The organism is Kitasatospora sp. NPDC058048 (genome assembly GCF_042885555.1).
Classification (GTDB): domain Bacteria; phylum Actinomycetota; class Actinomycetes; order Streptomycetales; family Streptomycetaceae; genus Kitasatospora; species Kitasatospora lactacystinica.
In genome coordinates this window covers 34,033-51,715 of sequence record NZ_JBHVRT010000010.1, presented here as the reverse complement: position 1 = coordinate 51,715, position 17,683 = coordinate 34,033, and the positions used below count along the sequence as shown (strand labels likewise).

At 72.6% G+C, this 17,683-nt stretch carries 14 protein-coding genes and 1 pseudogene; 11 read left to right on the top strand and 4 right to left on the bottom strand.

The genetic code is table 11. The annotated features are described in order from the left end of the window. Positions 1-191 precede the first annotated feature (191 nt). Positions 192-1,109, top strand: a complete 918-nt coding sequence (locus tag ACFVVA_RS13305) for an RNA polymerase sigma factor SigF (protein ID WP_380358919.1) — start codon at positions 192-194, stop codon at positions 1,107-1,109. Positions 1,110-1,253: 144 nt separating this feature from the next. After that, positions 1,254-2,159, top strand: a complete 906-nt coding sequence (locus ACFVVA_RS13300) for an RNA polymerase sigma factor SigF (RefSeq protein ID WP_380550902.1) — start codon at positions 1,254-1,256, stop codon at positions 2,157-2,159. Here the strand turns inward: ACFVVA_RS13300 and ACFVVA_RS13295 are convergent. Further along, the gene (locus ACFVVA_RS13295; RefSeq protein ID WP_387689143.1) at positions 2,146-3,132 is read right to left on the bottom strand and encodes a tyrosine-protein phosphatase; all 987 of its coding nucleotides are present in this window, start codon (positions 3,130-3,132) and stop codon (positions 2,146-2,148) included. The two genes, ACFVVA_RS13300 and ACFVVA_RS13295, sit on opposite strands and share 14 nt — an antisense overlap. Before the next feature lie 353 nt (positions 3,133-3,485). Here ACFVVA_RS13295 and ACFVVA_RS13290 point away from each other — a divergent pair, with 353 nt between their 5' ends. The 8 genes and pseudogenes from ACFVVA_RS13290 to ACFVVA_RS13255 all read left to right on the top strand — a co-directional run bounded on the left by ACFVVA_RS13290 (position 3,486) and on the right by ACFVVA_RS13255 (position 13,813). Continuing rightward, positions 3,486-5,852, top strand: a complete 2,367-nt coding sequence (locus ACFVVA_RS13290) for a hypothetical protein (protein WP_387688838.1) — start codon at positions 3,486-3,488, stop codon at positions 5,850-5,852. Positions 5,853-5,973: 121 nt separating this feature from the next. Beyond that, on the top strand, positions 5,974-7,491 hold the full coding sequence (pelF, locus tag ACFVVA_RS13285; RefSeq protein WP_387688836.1) for a GT4 family glycosyltransferase PelF: 1,518 nt from the start codon (positions 5,974-5,976) through the stop codon (positions 7,489-7,491). Between the two features lie 100 nt (positions 7,492-7,591). Next, complete coding sequence (locus ACFVVA_RS13280) at positions 7,592-9,118, top strand: hypothetical protein (protein ID WP_387688834.1); 1,527 nt, start codon at positions 7,592-7,594, stop codon at positions 9,116-9,118. A gap of 136 nt (positions 9,119-9,254) precedes the next feature. After that, positions 9,255-10,247 carry an SDR family NAD(P)-dependent oxidoreductase gene (locus ACFVVA_RS13275; protein WP_380547479.1) on the top strand — a complete coding sequence of 331 codons (993 nt, stop codon included), beginning with the start codon at positions 9,255-9,257 and terminating at the stop codon, positions 10,245-10,247. Between the two features lie 75 nt (positions 10,248-10,322). Beyond that, positions 10,323-11,024 (top strand): annotated as a pseudogene (locus ACFVVA_RS13270) (NDP-sugar synthase); the annotation flags it as partial. Between the two features lie 125 nt (positions 11,025-11,149). Beyond that, complete coding sequence (locus ACFVVA_RS13265; RefSeq protein WP_387688832.1) at positions 11,150-12,067, top strand: NAD-dependent epimerase/dehydratase family protein; 918 nt, start codon at positions 11,150-11,152, stop codon at positions 12,065-12,067. Then, positions 12,064-12,759: a spherulation-specific family 4 protein gene (locus ACFVVA_RS13260; RefSeq protein ID WP_387688830.1), complete on the top strand. Its 696-nt coding sequence runs from the start codon at positions 12,064-12,066 to the stop codon at positions 12,757-12,759. Before ACFVVA_RS13265 ends, ACFVVA_RS13260 begins: the two co-directional genes overlap by 4 nt. Before the next feature lie 22 nt (positions 12,760-12,781). Next, entirely contained in the window at positions 12,782-13,813 is a 1,032-nt protein-coding gene (locus ACFVVA_RS13255; protein ID WP_387688828.1) for an endo alpha-1,4 polygalactosaminidase, read from the top strand. A gap of 54 nt (positions 13,814-13,867) precedes the next feature. Here the strand turns inward: ACFVVA_RS13255 and ACFVVA_RS13250 are convergent, their stop codons facing one another. Continuing rightward, complete coding sequence (locus ACFVVA_RS13250) at positions 13,868-14,068, bottom strand: hypothetical protein (RefSeq protein ID WP_359913925.1); 201 nt, start codon at positions 14,066-14,068, stop codon at positions 13,868-13,870. A 154-nt stretch (positions 14,069-14,222) separates the two neighbouring features. On the opposite strand from ACFVVA_RS13250, the gene ACFVVA_RS13245 reads away from it, so the two are divergent. After that, complete coding sequence (locus tag ACFVVA_RS13245; protein WP_387688826.1) at positions 14,223-15,176, top strand: aldo/keto reductase; 954 nt, start codon at positions 14,223-14,225, stop codon at positions 15,174-15,176. Positions 15,177-15,276: 100 nt separating this feature from the next. Here the strand turns inward: ACFVVA_RS13245 and ACFVVA_RS13240 are convergent, their stop codons facing one another. Together ACFVVA_RS13240 and ACFVVA_RS13235 are read right to left on the bottom strand one after the other, a co-directional pair. Further along, positions 15,277-16,296: a C40 family peptidase gene (locus tag ACFVVA_RS13240; RefSeq protein ID WP_387688824.1), complete on the bottom strand. Its 1,020-nt coding sequence runs from the start codon at positions 16,294-16,296 to the stop codon at positions 15,277-15,279. Next, positions 16,293-17,504: an SPFH domain-containing protein gene (locus ACFVVA_RS13235; RefSeq protein ID WP_387688822.1), complete on the bottom strand. Its 1,212-nt coding sequence runs from the start codon at positions 17,502-17,504 to the stop codon at positions 16,293-16,295. The genes ACFVVA_RS13240 and ACFVVA_RS13235 overlap by 4 nt, the downstream gene beginning before the upstream one ends. Positions 17,505-17,683: the final 179 nt, after the last annotated feature.

Below are 17,683 nucleotides of genomic sequence, written 5' to 3'. Positions count from 1 at the left end.
ACGCGTCCCCCGGACGGACCGTCGCGCCCCGCCCGGCCTCCGGGCGGGGCGCCCTTGCTCCGTCCCGGAACGATCCGTGCGGCACTTCGTCGGCCGGCCCGGGAAAGGTTGAACAGCCCACCAACACACCTCCGTCGGGTGCTTGCCCGATGTGTGCCCACCTTGTGATGCTATGACCGGTTTTGCCGGACATGGCGAGATACCGAGCCAGCCGCGACACCCGATCCGCAGGGCCCGCCGTTGACGACTTTGGGAGGGGTGAGGTGTCCGTGGACGAAGTGCTGGCTGCGATCACCAGCCCGGCCGGCGAGCTCCGCCCGGACCGGCTGCGCGGCCCCGGCGGCCGCCCCGCCGTGGACGTCCGGACGCTGACCCGGGTGCTGTTCGAACGGCTCGCCGAGCTGCCCCCGGACGCCCCCGAGCGGGAGCGGGTGCGGGCCGCCCTGATCGAGGTGAACATCCCGCTGGTCCGCTACGCGGCCACCCGCTTCCGCAGCCGCAGCGAACCGATGGAGGACGTCGTCCAGGTCGGCACCATCGGCCTGATCAACGCGATCGACCGCTTCGACCCCGGCCGCGGCGTCCAGTTCCCCACCTACGCGCTGCCGACCATCCTCGGCGAGATCAAGCGCTACTTCCGGGACAACGTCCGCACCATGCACGTCCCGCGCCGGCTCCAGGAGCTGTGGGTCCAGGTCAGCGGTGCGATGGAGGAGCTGACGGTGCTGCACGGGCGGGTGCCCAAGGTGCCCGAGATCGCCGCCAGCCTGCGGATCCCCGAGGAGGACGTGCGGGCCTGCCTGGACGCCGGGCGGGCCTACAACGCGGCCTCCCTGGAGGCCGCGCAGGAGCACGAGGGCGGGCTCGCCCTGCTCGACCGGCTCGGCTACGAGGACTCCGCGCTGGCCGAGGTCGAGCACCGGGACATGGTCCGCCACCTGCTGGTCCAGCTCCCCGAGCGGGAGCGCCGGATCGTGATGCTGCGGTTCTTCGCCAACCTGACCCAGTCCCAGATCAGCACCGAGCTGGGGATGTCCCAGATGCACGTGTCCCGGCTGCTCTCACGGATCCTGACCAGGCTTCGGACCGGCAACTCCTGGGAAGAGTGAGATTGCAGCCAGTTACCCCGGCGTGACATCTTGCGACGTTCGGGTTTGCCGTGGACCGTGTTCCGGTATGGAGGGGGAAGGCCCTCGCCGGGAACCACCGCGCGACGGCCCCCGTTCAACCGACAGTCACAAGGGGGTGGGTGCATGTCCGGAGAGCTGGGCACTGCGGAGATCCACGCCGGCCGGGCCACCGGCACGGCCGTCGCCGAGGACCTGGTCCCGCTGCAGCGGGTCGAGACGGTCCGGCCACCCGGCCCCGCCGCGGGAACGCAGACGCCGCCCGGCTCCGGGCTGGACACCCGGACGCTCTCCCGCTCGCTGTTCCTGCGGCTGGCCGCACTGGACCCGGGCAGCGCGGAGCACACCTACGTCCGCGACACCCTGATCGAGCTCAACCTGCCGCTGGTCCGGTACGCCTCGGCGCGCTTCCGCAGCCGCAACGAGCCGATGGAGGACATCGTCCAGGTCGGCACCATCGGCCTGATCAAGGCGATCGACCGCTTCGACCCGGAGCGCGGGGTGGAGTTCCCCACCTTCGCGATGCCCACCGTGGTGGGCGAGATCAAGCGCTTCTTCCGGGACACCAGCTGGTCGGTCCGGGTGCCGCGGCGGCTCCAGGAGCTGCGGCTGGCGCTCACCAAGGCCGGCGACGAGCTCTCCCAGCGGCTGGACCGCTCCCCCACCGTCGCCGAGCTGGCGGCCTGCCTGGGGGTCAGCGAGGAGGACGTGGTCGAGGGCCTCGCGGTCGGCAACGCGTACACCGCCAGCTCGCTGGACTCCAGCACCGGCGAGGAGGACAGCGACGGGCCGCTGGCCGACCGGCTCGGCTACGAGGACCTCGCGCTGGAGGGCGTCGAGTACCGGGAGTCGCTCAAGCCGCTGCTGGCCAAGCTGCCGCCGCGCGAGCGCCGGATCATCATGCTGCGCTTCTTCGGGAACCTGACCCAGTCGCAGATCGGCGAGGAGATCGGGATCTCCCAGATGCACGTCTCCCGGCTGCTGACCCGGACGCTCACCCAGCTGCGCGAGGGGCTGATCAACGAGGGCTGAGCCCGCCACCGGGGGCCGGGCCCCGCCCGGCCCCCGGCTCGTCCAGCAGGTTGGCGCGCAGCCCGGCCAGCACCTCGTCGTCCAGCCCGAGCCCGTCCCGCCAGAACGCGTCGAACCCGCCCCAGCCGGCCTCGACCTCCGCGAAGGCCGCGTCCAGGTAGCCGCCGTCGGCCCGGAAGACCGGCAGGAGCAGCTCGGGCTCGCGCATCAGGCCACGGGCGGCGAAGTCGCCCAGCACCCCGCGCACGACCGGAGCCGAGCGCTCGTTGGTGAGCAGGTAGTCGGCCAGGACGGTCCCGCGGTCCACCCCGAGGGCGGTCAGCAGGAGCGCGGCGGCCCAGCCGGTGCGGTCCTTGCCCGCCGAGCAGTGGAACAGCAGTGGCGGGCCCTGCGGGGCGGCCAGCAGGCGCAGCAGGGCCGCGAAGCGCTCGCGCGCCACCGGATCCGTGACGAACCATCGGTAGAGACCGGCCATCAGGGCGGAAGCCCGGCCGTCGCCGAGCAACGCCCGCTGGCGCTGCGGACTTTGGTCGGCCAGCGCGTCGCGGACCAGCAGCGAGATGTCGAAGTCCGCGGCCAGCAGCGGTAGATGATGCAGCGTCACACCGCCTGGCAGGCGGTCCAGTCCGGCGCCGCGGACCTCGTCCATGCTCCGCAGGTCCACCACGCTGCGCAGGCCGAGTGCGCCGAGCGGGCCGAGGTCCTCGGTGGTGACATGGTTCAGGCCATCGCTGCGCAGTGCCACCCTGCGGCGCAGAATCCGCCCGTCAGCCGCGCGGTACCCGCCCAGATCCCGGGCATTCAACGCGCCGCGCAAACCGAGACTGCGTCCGACCAGCGGCGTTCCGGAGGGCTTCGGTGACGCATTCCGTACGCTCAGGAATCCCTCCGGCTCGGTATGCTGATCGACCACGCGAGCGCCTCCATTGCATATTCGGACTGTCACATGGCACAGCGGTGCCCGATATTGCATGAACCTGCCCAACGGGGCGGCGGGATGTGCAAGAGTGTCATGCGCAACGACGACAGTGTAGGTGCCCCGCCCACCCCACCGGGCACACCCTCGGTAACCACGTGTAGCACTCAGCTTCCGGTTTTTCATTTTCAATTCACTATTTGCGCCGCCGGGACGGTTCCGGTCACAATCAGCGCCTTCGTGGCTTCGCCATGAACGTTGGTAACAGGTTCGCTGCACTCTCGCCCAATTGGTCCCTCGCACCGCCGTCCCTCGACCAGGATGGGCCCGGGCAGCCTGCTGCCCGCGAACAGCTACACGGGCAGGCGAGCGCCGAGGAGCGCCGCGCCGGCCCCAAGGGGAGGATCACCATGGGTCGAGCGACCCGAAGAGTCGCCGCGTGCGCGGCGGCAGTCCTGCTGGCCAGCGGCTTGCAGACCACCCTGGCCCACGGCGACACCACGCCGCCCAGGATCGACCTCACCGTCCTGGTCGTCGACGACGGCGGCCCGTCCGTCGCCGCCATCACCGCCGAGCTGAAGAGCCAGGGCACGCCCTACAAGGTCGTCAGCCTCAATGACCCCAACCGTCCCGTGATCAACTCCGCTTTCCTGAGCGACACGGTGAACGGCCTGCCCCGGGGGAAGTTCCAGGGCATCGTGCTGCCCAACGAAAACCCCTTCCCCAACAGTGCCGCCGAGATGACGGCGATCGCGAGCTACGAAGCCGCATTCAACGTCCGTCAGATCGACGCGTACACGTGGGCCAACCCCGCGGTGGGTCTGAACTACGCTCAGAATCCCGGATTCGTGGGCACTCTCGACGGATTCCAGGGCGCCACCACCGCGGCCGGCACTTCGGGCCCGTTCGGGTACCTCAAGGGCAGCGTCCCGTTCGAGGACAACGACACGAACGTCAGCGAGAGCTACGGCTACCTGGCGACCCCGCTCGCCAGCCTGCCGGCCGGCGCCTCGTTCGTCCCGCTGGTCGACGCGCCGATACCCAATGCGACCGCCCGCGGTTCGCTGGTCGGCGAGTACACCCACGACGGCCGCAAGGAACTGGTCGTCACGTTCGTCTACAACCAGTACCAGCAGCAGTACCGGCTGCTGGCCCGCGGCATGGTCGACTGGCTCACCCAGGGCGTCCACCTCGGCTACGACCGCAACTACTTCGCCACCCACGTGGACGACGTCTTCCTGGCCGACGACCGCTGGGACACCACGCTCAAGTGCACCCCCGGCGACGTCACCTGCCCGCCCGGCACCCCGGACACCGCCAGCCCGATCCGGATGACCGTCGACGACGCCGACCACCTCAAGCAGTGGCAGGCCGCCAACAACTTCACCCTGGACATGGTGTTCAACGGTGGCGGCAGCGAGGACTGGAAGGCCGACCACGAGACCACCGCCGACCCCACGGCGGACCGGATGATCGCCGACCAGAGCAGCTACCGGTGGGTCAACCACACCTACACCCACCCGTACCTGGGCTGCGTCCAGAACGTCACCGTGGTGCCGTGGGTCTGCTCCAAGAACAGCGCGGGCGGCACCGTCTGGGTCGACCAGAACACCATCTCCACCCAGATCAAGAACAACGCCGACTGGGCCACCGCGCGCGGCCTCCAGTTCGACGCGCAGACCCTGGTCACCGGTGAGCACTCCGGTCTGCTGACCGCCCCGCAGGAGACCAGCGACAACCCGTACCTGGCCCCGGCGCTGGTCGCCAACGGCATCAAGTTCACCGCCAGCGACGCCTCCCGCGAGACCGGCCAGCGGACCGTCGGCTCGTCCGTGCTGACCGTGCCGCGGTACCCGATGAACGTCTTCTACAACGCCGCCACGGCGAAGGAGGAGACCGACGAGTACAACTGGATCTACACCAGCAAGGCCAACGGCGGCAGCGGCGTCTGCGAGAACAACGCCAACTCGACCTGCCTGCCGCAGCCGCTCGACGTCAACACCGGCTACCAGTCGTACATCGTGCCGCTGGAGGCCCGGATCGACCTCGGCCACGTGCTGAACAACGACCCGCGGCCGCACTTCGTGCACCAGTCGAACCTGTCCGAGGACCGCATCCTGTACCCGGTGCTGGAGAAGATCCTCGGCACCTACCGCTCGCTGCACGCGGACAGCGCCCCGATCGTGAACCTGAGCCAGCGCGAGATCGGCCAGGAGTTCCAGCGCCGCGCGGCCTGGAACAACGCGGTCGCCTCCGGCCAGGTCACCGCCTACCGGGTCGGCAACACCATCACCGTGAACGCGCCGTCCGGCGTTCAGGTCCAGGCCACCATGCCGACCGGAACTGCTCAGAAGCTGGCCATCGGAACGGGCGGGTTCGGTTCGTCCTACGCCGGTACGCTCTCGGGTTGGGTGTCCCCGGGCGCGCTGCAGAGCAGCGTCACCCTGCAGCTGCCGTCCGCGCCGGCCGCCCCGGCCGCCGTCGCCCCGAGCGTCGCGGCCAAGTCCGTCCCGGCCCCGGTGCCGGCGGACAAGAAGGTCGTGCCGCAGGGCGTCGCGACCCCCGTCCCGGTGGGCCCGAGCGACACCACGCGCAAGCCCGCCCCGTCCCTGGTCCCGGGTAGCGGAACCCCGGTGCCGGGCAAGGACGTCACCGCTGGCACCATCGGTCAGGGCGGCGACGGCCGACACGACAGCACCGCTGCGACGAAGAACGGCAAGCCGTCTGGGGGGACGGCCACGCCGAGCAGCACCACCGGACGCTCCGGCAACCGGTAACCGGTACGATCCGCCGCCGGCGGGGGGGGGGGGGGGGCGCCCCCCCCCCCCCCCCCCCGCCACGGCTCCCGTTCCGGCCATCCAGGCCGGAACCGACGCAAGAACAGGAGGGGGGACAGGAATGCGCGTCACCCTGCTCACCGAGGGGACGTATCCGCACCAGCACGGCGGCGTGAGCGTCTGGTGCGACCAGCTCGTTCAAGGCATGCCGGACGTCGAGTTCGACGTCATCGCCGTCACCGGAACCGGGCACGAACCACTGGCCTGGGAGCTGCCCGCCAACGTGCGGTCGGTCACCACCGCACCGCTGTGGGGGCCGGCCTCGGAAGGCCGACCGCCCCGTGGCAAGGAGATGCGGCGCTTCCTCAACGCGTACGAGCGCTTCCTGCACTCCATCCTCGATCCGGTGTACACCACCCACTTCGGCACCGAGCTGTACAACTTCGCCGACCTCGCCCGGCACGGGCTGCTCAGCCCGGCGCTGCGCAGCGAGCGCGCGCTGCGCACCCTCCAGCACGTCTGGACCCGCGACTACCTGCCGACCGCCGTCTCCCGGCCCACCCTGCACGACGCCCTGAACGCCACCGACCTGCTGGAGCACGCCCTGCGGCCGCTCTCGGTCGAGCCGCCGAAGGACGGCGTCGCGCACGCGGCCAGTGGCGGGCTCGCCACCCTGCCCGGGCTGATCGCCGCCCAGCAGTACGGCGTACCGTTTCTGCTCACCGAGCACGGCATCTACCTGCGCGAGCGCTACCTCGGCTACCGCACCGGCCCGTACCGCTGGCCGGTCAAGGCACTGCTGCTCGGCTTCTACCGGATGCTCGCCGAGGAGAGCTACCGGCAGGCCGCGCTGGTCACCCCCGGCAACCGGTACAACCGGCGCTGGGAGGAGCGCGGCGGCACGCCGTCCTCGCACATCCGCACCGTCTACAACGGGGTGGACCCGGCCGCCTTCCCGCCGGCCGGTCCCGAGCCCGAGACGCCGACCCTCAGCTGGGCCGGCCGGGTCGACCCGATCAAGGACCTGGAGACGCTGATCCAGGCCTTCGCCATCGTGCAGCGCGAGATCCCCGAGGCGCGGCTGCGGCTCTTCGGCGGCACTCCCAAGGGCGGCGAGGGGTACCGGGACCGCTGCATAGCCCTGGCCGCCGAGCTCGGCATAGCCGAGTCGGTGGCCTTCGAGGGCCGCGTCGCCGACATCACCGACGCGTACGCGGCGGGCAACGTGGTCATGCTCTCCAGCATCAGCGAGGGCTTCCCGTTCACCCTGATCGAAGCGATGTCCTGCGGCCGCGCGACCGTCTCCACCGACGTCGGCGGCGTGCGCGAGGCCGTCGGCGACACCGGACTGGTCGTCCCGCCGCGCGAGCCCGAGCCGATGGCGGCCGCCGCGATCGAGTTGCTGCGCGACGCCGAACGGCGCGCCCGGCTCGGTGAAGGCGCCCGGCTGCGGGTGATCGAGCAGTTCACCCTCCGCCAGAACATCGACGGCTTCCGCGGGATCTACACCGAACTCCTGGGCACCGCCCGCTGGATGCCCGGCGGCATGGTCGCCGTCACCGACCAGGTCCCCAGCCCCGACTGGGACCAGCAGCTGGCCTCCGCCGCCCGCCCCGAGCCGAGCGAGGTCGGAGCGTGAACCGGCGTCCGGAGCACCCCCGGCCGGCGGCCGGGGGAGAGAGAACCATGGAGAAGCGCGTGTCCCGCGAAGCGGCCGCCGAGCACAACGAGGTCGGAGCATGAGCGGTCCATTGCGACTGGTTCCGGACGAAGCCGGACCCGAGCACACCATGCAGCTGCGCACCCTGCCGCTCAAGCGCCGCCGCCCCGCCCCGCCGGAGCAGGAGCCGGAGCCCGAGGAGTCGCTCCACCTCTCCGCGGACCCGCTGGACGAACTCGCCGAGCGCCTGCGCGACGTCTGCGCCGACGCCGTCCACCCGTACGAGATCGCGGCCTTCCTGGAGTCCGACGGCCTCTCGGACGAGCAGGCCGCCCTGCTGTACGGCCGCCCCGACGCGTTCACCGTCGCCGAGGAGCTGTTCGAGAAGGTCCAGCGCCGCTACCCCGGCCCGAGCTCCGAGTTCGCCAACCCCTGGCGGGCCGATCCCTGGCGCTGCGTGGTGCGCGGCCTGGTGTTCGCCCTGCCGGGGCTCGGCTACCTGCTCGGCGCCAGCCTGTTCGCGACCACCCGGATGCGCTTCGGCCTGCCCTCGGGCATGCTCGCGCTGTCCGTCGCCACGCTGGTCAGCTGGGGCTTCAACCAGGCGCTGGCACACCGCTCCTACCGCTGGCTGGGCCGGATGCGCCGCCGTGAGGCCGCGGTCTGCCTGGCCGTCGGCGCCCCGGTCGGCGCGCTGGTCGCGTCCGCCGCCGCGTACGTGGTCGGCGGGCCGCTCGGCGCGCTGTCCTTCGCCGCCGGGCAGTCCTGCTACCTGGGCGCGGCCACCGTGCTGCTGGTGCTCGGGCGGGAGAAGTTCCTGCTGCTGGCGCTGGCCCCGGCCTCGGTCGGCGCGGGCGTGGTGCTGGCGGTGGACGTTCCGCAGCTGGTCCGCACGGTCGTGCTGCTCGCCTCGGTGGCACTGGCGGTCGGACTGGCCGCCCGGGAGCTGCTGGTCTGCGTCCGCGGCGGCGAGCGCGAGTCCGTGGAGCTGAGGCTGCCGGTCCGCCAGGAGATCCCGCACCTGCTGTTCGGCCTGGCCTGCGGCGCGCTCACGCTGATCGCCGGCCTCGGCGGGACCATCCACCAGGCCGTGCAGTCCGGCGGCCACCCCGCGCAGGAGACCTCGACCACCCCGACCGGACCGGCCATGATCGCGCTGACGCTCAGCCTGGGCCTCGCCGAGTGGCTGCTCTTCCGCTACCGGGCACTGGCGGTCGCCGCACTGCGCACCAGCCACACCAGCGGCCAGTTCTCCCGCCGCACCGGCGCGATCCTGCTCGGCTGCCTGTTCATCTACCTCACCACCGTGGCCGCGCTGGACGCCGCCGCGACCGTGCTGTGGCCCGGCGCCCCCGCGCTCGGCGTGCCGCAGCTCGGCGCGATGCTGCTCCTCGGCGGCTCGCTCTGGCTGGCGCTGCTGCTGAACGCCTTCGGGTTCAGCTGGAGCACCGCCCTCGTCTGTCTGGCCGCCGCGGTCGCCGAGAGCGCCGGGCTGCTGACAGGTGCGGACCCGATCGTCCTGCAGCTGATCGGCTGCGGGGCGGCCGCCGGTGTCCTCACCGCACTCGCCGGGCCCGCGCTCGGCCGCACCACCCAGCACCGCTGAACACATCGAATATCCCGCACGCCTCCATTCGCGTGCACCGCCGTACCCGTTTCACCTGAGACACCCACCGGGCCTGCGGCGGCCGGCCAATGCAGGGCGTCCGGCCGCCCCGGCAGATCGAGAAAGCGAAATCCGCATGAGCAGCGTCGCGGTTACCGGAGCCGAGGGCTTCATCGGCTCCCACCTCGTCGAGACCCTGGTCGCCGACGGGCACCACGTCCGCGCGATGGTCCAGTACAACTCCTTCTCGTCCTTCGGCTGGCTGGAGACCCTGTCCGAGGAGGTGCTGGACTCGGTCGAGATCGTCCTCGGCGACGTCCGGGACCCGGGCTCGGTCAACGGCCTGGTCAAGGGCACCGAGGCGGTCTACCACCTGGCCGCCCTGATCGCGATCCCGTACTCGTACCGCGCCCCCCACTCGTACGTCGACACCAACGTCACCGGCACCCTGAACGTGCTGGAGGCGGTGCGCCACCTGGAGATCCCCCGCCTGGTGCACACCTCCACCAGCGAGACCTACGGCACCGCGCAGACCGTGCCGATCACCGAGGACCACCCGATCAACACCCAGTCCCCGTACGCCGCCTCCAAGGCCGGCGGGGACCGGCTGGCCGACAGCTACCACGCCAGCTTCGAGACCCCGGTCGTCACCCTGCGCCCGTTCAACACCTTCGGCCCGCGCCAGTCGATGCGCGCCGTCATCCCGACCGTGATCGCCCAGGTCGCGGCCGGCCAGACCGAGATCACCCTCGGCGACCTGCGCCCGACCCGCGACTTCACGTTCGTCAAGGACACCGCCAACGCATTCCGCACGGTGGGCACCGCGCCCGCCGAGTCGGTGGTCGGCCGGACCTTCAACGCCGGCACCGGCGGCGAGATCTCGGTCGGCGACCTGGTCACCCTGGTCGGCAAGCTGATGGGCGTGGACCTGGTGGTCAAGGAGGACGAGCAGCGCATCCGTCCGACCAACTCCGAGGTCATGCGCCTGGTCGCGGACGCGACCCGGCTGCGCCGGGCCACCGGCTGGGCCCCCGGCTTCAGCCTGGAGCAGGGCCTGGAGCAGACCATCGAGTTCTTCCGCGACCCGGCCAACCTGGCCCGCTACAAGACCGACATCTACAACGTCTGACCCGCCGTAACCGAGCTTGCTCGTCCTGGTAACCAAGGTTCGTGTCCTGCACATCCTTTCCGTGGGGGAAACACCATGCACGCAGTGATCCTGGCCGGCGGTAAGGGCGTCCGTCTCCGCCCGTACACCACCGCGCTTCCCAAGCCGCTCGTTCCGATCGGCGACCAGCACGCGATCCTGGAGATCGTGATGCGTCAGCTCGCCGCCGCGGGCTTCCAGAGCGTCACCCTGGCCATCGGCCACCTCGGCCACATCATCCGCGCCTACGTCGGCAACGGCTCCCAGTGGGGCCTGCGGGTCGGCTACGCCGTCGAGGACAGCCCGCTCGGCACCATGGGCCCGCTGCTCACCATGCAGGACCGCCTGCCCGAGCACTTCCTGGTGATGAACGGCGACATCCTGACCGACCTGGACTTCGCCGGGGTGCTCAAGCACCACGAGGCGTCCGGTGCCCCGCTGACCATTGCCACCTACGCCCGTCAGGTCAAGATCGACTTCGGCGTGCTGACCGCCGACGAGGGCACCATCACCGGCTTCCAGGAGAAGCCCAGCATCGACTACCGCGTCTCGATGGGCGTGTACGGCGTCTCCCGCTCGGCGCTCGCCAAGTACACCCCCGGCCTGCCGCTGGGCTTCGACGAGCTGGTGCTGGACCTGCTGGCCGCCGGGACCCCGCCGTCCGCGTACGAGTTCGGCGGCTACTGGCTGGACATCGGCCGGCCCGACGACTACGACCGGGCCAACGCCGAGTTCTCGACCATCCGCCCGGTCCTGATGCCCTTCGAGTCGACCGCCACCACGCCGAGCGTCGCGGAACTGCCGATCCCGGCCGCCCGCACCGCCCCGGACGACGAGCACGCCGAGCCCGCCACCGCGGGCGCCGAGAGCGACGGACGGGCCGCGTGAGAATTCTGCTCCTCGGCGGCGACGGCTTCCTCGGCCGTCACGCCACCGCCGTCCTGCGGTCACTGCCCGGTGCCACCGTGCTGACCGCGGGGCGGCGGCCCGCCCACGATCTCCGGCTGGACCTGGCCACCGCCCAGGCCGGCCCGCTCGGCGAGGAACTGTCCGCGCTGGCCCCCGACGCGGTGGTCAACTTCGCCGGCGCGGTGGCCGGCAGCGCGGTCAAGCTCGCCGAGGTGAACGCCCGCGGCCCGGCGGTGCTCTGCGAGGCGCTCTCCCTCGGCGCCCCGAAGGCCCGCCTGGTGCACATCGGTTCGGCCGGCGAGTACGGCGTCTGCGGGCAGGGCGAGTCCCTGGCCGAGGACGCCGACGCGCGCCCGGTCGGCGTGTACGGCGCGACCAAGCTGGCCGGCTCCCTCGCGGTGGCCGGCTCGCCGCTGGACGCCGTGGTGCTGCGGGTGTTCAACCCGGTCGGCCCCGGCGCCCCGGCGGGTTCGCTGCCCGGCCGGCTGGCCGCCGAACTGCGCCGGGTGGCGCCCGAGGGCGCCGACGGCGTGATCACGGTCGGCGACCTCTCCGCCTACCGCGACTTCGTCGACGCCCGGGACGTGGCCGGGGCGGTCGGCCTGGCCGTCACCGCCGAACGTCCGCTGCCCCGGGTGCTCAACCTGGCCTCCGGCCGGGCCCGGCAGGTCCGGGCGATCGCCGACGGGCTGGTCGCCGCGGCCGGCTTCACCGGACGGATCGACGAGAGCGGGGCGGGCTCCGAACGCTCGGCCGCGGTCTCCTGGCAGCAGGCCGACGTGTCGGCCGCCGCCCGGGAGCTCGGCTGGCGACCGGAGACGGACCTCGCCGACACCCTGCGCGACCTGTGGCTCGGCACCGCCGGGCCCACGCCCGACCCGGTGGTCGCATGACCACCGGGCACACCCCCGACGGCCGCCTGCTGGTGCCGCTGTACGTCCACCCCGCGGTGGACCCGGCGGCCTGGCAGGCGGTCGCCGCCGCCGACCCCGCCCGGATCGCCGCCGTCGTGCTCAACCTCGCCGACGGTCCGGGCGAGGTCCCGGACCACGTCTTCGCCGAGGCGGCCGACCGACTGCGCTCCGCCGGACTGCCGCTGGTCGGCTACACCGACACCGACTACGGCCGCCGGCCGCACGCGGCCGTGGTGGCCGACATCCTGACCTACCGTCAGCGCCACGGCATCACCGGCGTCTACTTCGACCAGGTCACCACCCACCCGGGCGCGCTCGCGCACTACCGGCGGCTGGCCACGGCCGCCCGCGCGGCCGGCTGCGGCACCGTGGTGTTCGGCCACGGCGAGCACCCGGACCCGGGCTACGCCGAGGTCGGCCTGGCCGACCTGCTGGTGACCTTCGAGGGCGACTGGGACGCCTACCGCGACATGACACTGCCGCTGTGGACCGGCCGGCACGCGGCCTCCCGCTTCTGCCACCTGGTCTACGACGTCCCGACCGAGAACGCCCAGGACGCCGCCGCCCTGATCGCCGCCCGGCGAGCCGGCGTCGGCTGCGCCGTACCGGGAGCCGGGGAGAACCCCTGGCGCACCCTGCCGTACGGCCTGAACGCCGCTGAACTGACCTGACCCGATCCGGAGTTCGACTACCGTGAACCGTCGCAACCGGCTGCTTCCGGCCACCCTGGCCCTCGCCACCGCCACCGCCCTGCTGGTCAGCTCGTGCAGCAGCTCGGGATCGGAGGACGACCAGGACTCGGCCGACGGCACCCCGAGCAACTCCCCCGCGGCCACCGCGCCGAGCACCCCCGGCACCCCCGGCACCCCCGACGCGGCCACCACCGCCCCGGACACCCCGACCCCCGGGCCCACCACCCCGGGTACCGGCGCGCCGGCCCCGGGCACACCCGCCGGCAGCCCGCCGCCCGTCACCCCGCCGGGCACCGGCACCCCGCCGGGCAACCCGGCACCGCCACCGGCCGGCGCCCGCTGGCAGCCCACCCCCGGCCTGGCCTGGCAGTGGCAACTCGGCGGCGCCGTCGACCAGTCGGTGGACGTCCCGGTCTACGACATCGACGGCTTCGAGAACGACGCCTCGGTGGTGGCCGCGCTGCACGCCAAGGGCCGCAAGGTGATCTGCTACATCAACGCCGGCTCCTGGGAGAACTTCCGCCCCGACTCCGCCGCCTTCGCCAAGTCCCTCCAGGGCTCGGACACCGGCTGGAAGGGCGAGAAGTGGTTCGACATCCGCAAGCTCGACCAGCTGAGGCCGCTGATGGCCGCCCGCTTCGACATGTGCCGGAGCAAGGGCTTCGACGCCATCGAGCCGGACACCATCGAGGCCTACAACCAGAACAGCGGCTTCCCGCTGACCGCCGACGACCAGCTCAAGTACAACCGGATGCTGGCGCAGCTCGCCCACGAACGCGGCCTGGCGATCGGCCTGAAGAACGACCTGGACCAGATCCCGGCGCTGCTCGCGGACTTCGACTTCGCGGTCAACGAGGAGTGCTCGCAGTTCGACGAGTGCGACCGCGTCGCCCCCTTCGTCAAGGCGGGCAAGGCGGTCTTCCACGTCGAGTACAAGCTCGACACGGACCGGTTCTGCGGCAAGGCCAAGTCGCTGGGGTTCAGCTCGATGCGCAAGAAGCTCGAACTGGACGCCTGGCGCAAGCCCTGCTGAGGAGCTCAACTCCCGTCGCGCGGGTGACCCGGACGAGGGTCACCCGCGCGAGGGTCACTTGACCGCCAGCCAGATCACGCCGCCCAGGGCGACCAGCACGACGACGGCGATCAGCGCGATCACGCCGGTGCGGCTGCCGCTCTTGCTGCTGCCGTAGGTGGAAACGTTGCCCGGGGCCTGGGGCGCCGGGCTCTCGTCGACGAACGCCCGGAACATCTGGGTGCTGCCGGCGGGGTCGTAGTCGTTGTCAGCCATGGCACGGACTCTAACGAATCCGCCCACCTCGGGCACACCCCGGACCCCCGTCGCGCGGAACACACCACCCCCACGTGCGACGGCGGTACGACGGCTCCGTGAAGACCGCGCGGTTCACGGAATGCCCAGCCGCGCAATCCGGTTGACTTCTCCCATGACCGGAAACCACAGCCGGGTCCGCCTCGGCACCTCCGACCTGTCCGTCTTCCCGCTCTCCCTCGGCGGCAACGTCTTCGGATGGACGGCCGACGAACAGCAGTCCTTCGCCGTCCTGGACGCCTACGCGGCAGCCGGCGGCAACTTCGTCGACACCGCCGACGTCTACTCCGCCTGGGCCCCGGGCAACACCGGCGGCGAGTCCGAGACCGTCCTCGGCAACTGGCTGCGCAGCCGCGGCAACCGCGAGGACGTGGTGATCGCCACCAAGGTCGGCATGCACGCCGAGCGCAGCGGCCTCGGCGCCGCCAACGTCAAGGCCGCGGCCGAGGACTCGCTGCGCCGCCTGGGGGTCGAACGGATCGACCTCTACTACACCCACCGGGACGACGACACCCCGGTCGAGGAGTTCGTCACCGCGCTGGACGAGCTGGTCCGCGAGGGCAAGGTCCGGGCGGTCGCCGCCTCCAACATCTCCGCCGAGCGGCTCACCGAGTCGCTGGCCTTCGCCGAGCGCGAGGGCCTGGCGAAGTACGTCGCCGTCCAGCCGCACTACAACCTGGTCTCGCGCGGCACCTTCGAGGGCCCGCTGGCCGACGCGGTCGCCGAGCACGGTCTGGCCACCGTCCCGTACTACGCGCTGGCCTCCGGTTTCCTGACCGGCAAGTACCGTCCCGGGGTCGACGGCGTGGACAGCGCCCGCGCCGAGGGCGCCGCCCGCTACCTGGCCGAGCCGCGCGGCCCCAAGGTGCTGGAGGCGCTGGACTCCGTCGCCGCGGAGCTGGAGGTGGAGCTCGCCTCCGTCGCCCTGGCCTGGCTCGCCGCCCGTCCGACGGTCGCCGCCCCGATCGCCAGCGCCCGCACCGTCGAGCAGCTCCCGCCGCTGCTGGCCGGCGCCACCCTGGAGCTCACCCCGGAGCAGACCGCCCTGCTGGACGCCGCCTCCGCCTGAGCCGGCCCGGCGGCCACGGCTGCTCCGCCCCGCAGCCGCCCTGAACACGGTCCGGGCCCCGACAGCGGCGCGCTGTCGGGGCCCGGTTCGGGTTCCGCGGCTACGGCCGCCCGAAGTGGGTCGGGTAGTAGCCCGGGCTGAGGGTCGAGATCCGGACGGTCGTCCCCGGCCGGGGCGCCTCCACGAAGGTGCCGCCGCCCAGGTAGATCCCCACGTGGTGGATCCCCGAGGCCCGGCCGCTGTCGGACCAGAACACCAGGTCGCCGCGGCGCAGTTGCCCGGCGCTGATCGGCGTGGTCGCCGCGTACTGGTCGTCGGCCACCCGCGGCAGGCTGATCCCCGCGCGCCGGTAGGCCTGCTGGACCAGCCCCGAACAGTCGTAGCCGGACGGGCCGTTGCCGCCCCAGACGTACGGCTTGCCCAGTTGGGCGAGCGCGTAGTCGATGGCCGCCTCCATGTTTCCGGGGGCCGGCGAGGACTTGGCCGACGGACGGCTCGCGGGGGGCGCGGGCTGCGCGGGGGCCTGGGCCGAGCCGCCGGACTGCCCGGTGCGGCTCGCGTAGACGTCGTAGTGACTGGTCCAACGCCACTCGCCGCTGCCGTTCTTGAACCAGTACTTCGACCCGTCCCAGCCCTGGCGCATCCCGGCGGAGGAGGCCGAACCGTTGGAGGCGGCCTGGGCGGTGGCGCCGGCCCGGGTCGAAGCGCCGGCCGAGCCGGCGGACTGCCCGGTGCGGCTCGCGTAGACGTCGTAGTGGCTGGTCCAACGCCACTCGCCGGAGCCGTTCTTGAACCAGTACTTCGACCCGTCCCAGCCCTGCTTCCCGGCCGCGGCGTGCGCGGATCCGGCGCCGGCCGTCAGGCCGACGACGCCGGCGCCCGCCAGCACGGTGGTGGCCAGACAGGTGCTCCGCACGGCCCGGTGTATTCGGCTGCCGCCGGCCGCCGCCGCGGAGCGGGCGGCGCGCGGCCGGACGACGCAGTTCGGGCAGCCGCAGCCCGCGATCGCGGGGATGCTGCCGAGTCGCTCCTCGAAGCCGATCAGACCGGGATCACCGTCGGGACCGCCGGAGCCGATGGCGACGACGGGTTCGGCATACGCGCCGGTGGCTATCCTCATGCGGGTCGTCCTTCCTTCCGCCCGGCGCGGGCGGCCGGGGACGGTACCGAGGCGGCCACTCCGGCCGGGGCGACGAAGGCGACCAGCAGCTGTTCCATCAGCGCGCTGCGGGCGGCCTCGTCCAGTTCGTGCGCGGTCGCCCGCTCCAGACGGCGGACGGCGAGCGCCGCCGCCTCCACCGCGTCGTCCACCAGCACCGTGCGCAGGCCCGCGTCCAGGTCGGCCAGCCGGCGCCGGCGCATCGACTCGGCCACCTCGGGCGCGTACTCCAGGGCCAGCGGCTGCACCGAGTAGACCTCCAGGCCGGCCGGGGCCGCCTCGGCCGCCAGCGCCCTGGTCATCTCGTCGGCGAACCACTGCCCGTCGCGCAGCGCGGGACCGGGGGCCGCGTTGCTGTCGCACGGCAGGGTGGACGCGGTGCGGGTGAGCACCGCCTGGACCTGCTCGCGCAGGTAGCTCTCGTGGTCCTCGATCGCCAGCAGCGCCCGCGCGGTGTCCTTGACCCGCCAGACGATCAGCAGCCGGACCACGATCGGCGTGCCGGTGCGGTCCACCACCTTGACCGGCTCGCTGCGCCAGTGCCGCAGCCGCACGTCCACCCGACGACGGCGCAGCAGCGGGTTGACCCAGACCAGACCGGCCCGGCGGACGGTGCCCCGGTAGCGGCCCCAGCGGGTCAGCACCCGGGTCTCGCCACCCGCGTTGGCCAGCAGTCCGGCGAGCGCGAGCAGGACCAGCAGGCCGGCCGCGGCCGCCGCGGCGATCCACTGCGCGTCCACCTCCACCCGGCCGCTCTCCTGTGCGGCGGTGCCGCGCAGGTCGGGCAGCGCGTCCCAGTACGGGATGACGCCGGTGCGCAGCAGCACGGACAGCACACCGGACACGCCGATCAGCACGGCCAGCAGGGCGATCCAGCCGGGCAGCGCGGCGGCGCGGTGCTCGCGCAGCGCCTGGTCGGCGCGCGGCGGGCGCCGGGAGGTGGTGGCGGTCGCGGTTCCGGCCGCCGTGGCGTCCAGCAGCTCGACGGTCTCGGGGGCGGCCGTCTCCAGCGGGTCGCGCCGGTCCGCCGGGCCGCCCTGCGCGGGGCTCGGGACGACGGCCAGCGGGGTGGTCGCCGGCCCGCTGTCGGCCGGGCCGTCCGCCGTGACGGTCCTGATGGCCGTGGTTCTGGCCAGCGGGCTGGAGCCGAAGGCGGAACGTTCCGGCACTGCCGGCGGAAGCACCTTGGGCAGATTGTCGGGTCGCTGCGAAGAATCGCGGGTGACGTCCATGCACGGATCCTCTGGGTCGGTGTGTCGCGCAACGGGCGGCCCGGATCTGACGGGCAGTGCCAGGGTCAGGCTAAGTTCATACGTCATCAAATGCGACATTTGAACCGAGGTGTGTC

Coding starts and splice junctions, on each gene's coding strand:
- ACFVVA_RS13295 (WP_387689143.1), bottom strand. CDS start 3,132: ATGCAATATCGGGCACCGCTGTGCCATGTGACAGTCCGAATATGCAAT.
- ACFVVA_RS13305 (WP_380358919.1), top strand. CDS start 192: ATGGCGAGATACCGAGCCAGCCGCGACACCCGATCCGCAGGGCCCGCC.
- ACFVVA_RS13275 (WP_380547479.1), top strand. CDS start 9,255: ATGAGCAGCGTCGCGGTTACCGGAGCCGAGGGCTTCATCGGCTCCCAC.
- ACFVVA_RS13280 (WP_387688834.1), top strand. CDS start 7,592: ATGAGCGGTCCATTGCGACTGGTTCCGGACGAAGCCGGACCCGAGCAC.
- ACFVVA_RS13245 (WP_387688826.1), top strand. CDS start 14,223: ATGACCGGAAACCACAGCCGGGTCCGCCTCGGCACCTCCGACCTGTCC.
- ACFVVA_RS13240 (WP_387688824.1), bottom strand. CDS start 16,296: ATGAGGATAGCCACCGGCGCGTATGCCGAACCCGTCGTCGCCATCGGC.
- ACFVVA_RS13290 (WP_387688838.1), top strand. CDS start 3,486: ATGGGTCGAGCGACCCGAAGAGTCGCCGCGTGCGCGGCGGCAGTCCTG.
- pelF (WP_387688836.1), top strand. CDS start 5,974: ATGCGCGTCACCCTGCTCACCGAGGGGACGTATCCGCACCAGCACGGC.
- ACFVVA_RS13250 (WP_359913925.1), bottom strand. CDS start 14,068: ATGGCTGACAACGACTACGACCCCGCCGGCAGCACCCAGATGTTCCGG.
- ACFVVA_RS13260 (WP_387688830.1), top strand. CDS start 12,064: ATGACCACCGGGCACACCCCCGACGGCCGCCTGCTGGTGCCGCTGTAC.
- ACFVVA_RS13300 (WP_380550902.1), top strand. CDS start 1,254: ATGTCCGGAGAGCTGGGCACTGCGGAGATCCACGCCGGCCGGGCCACC.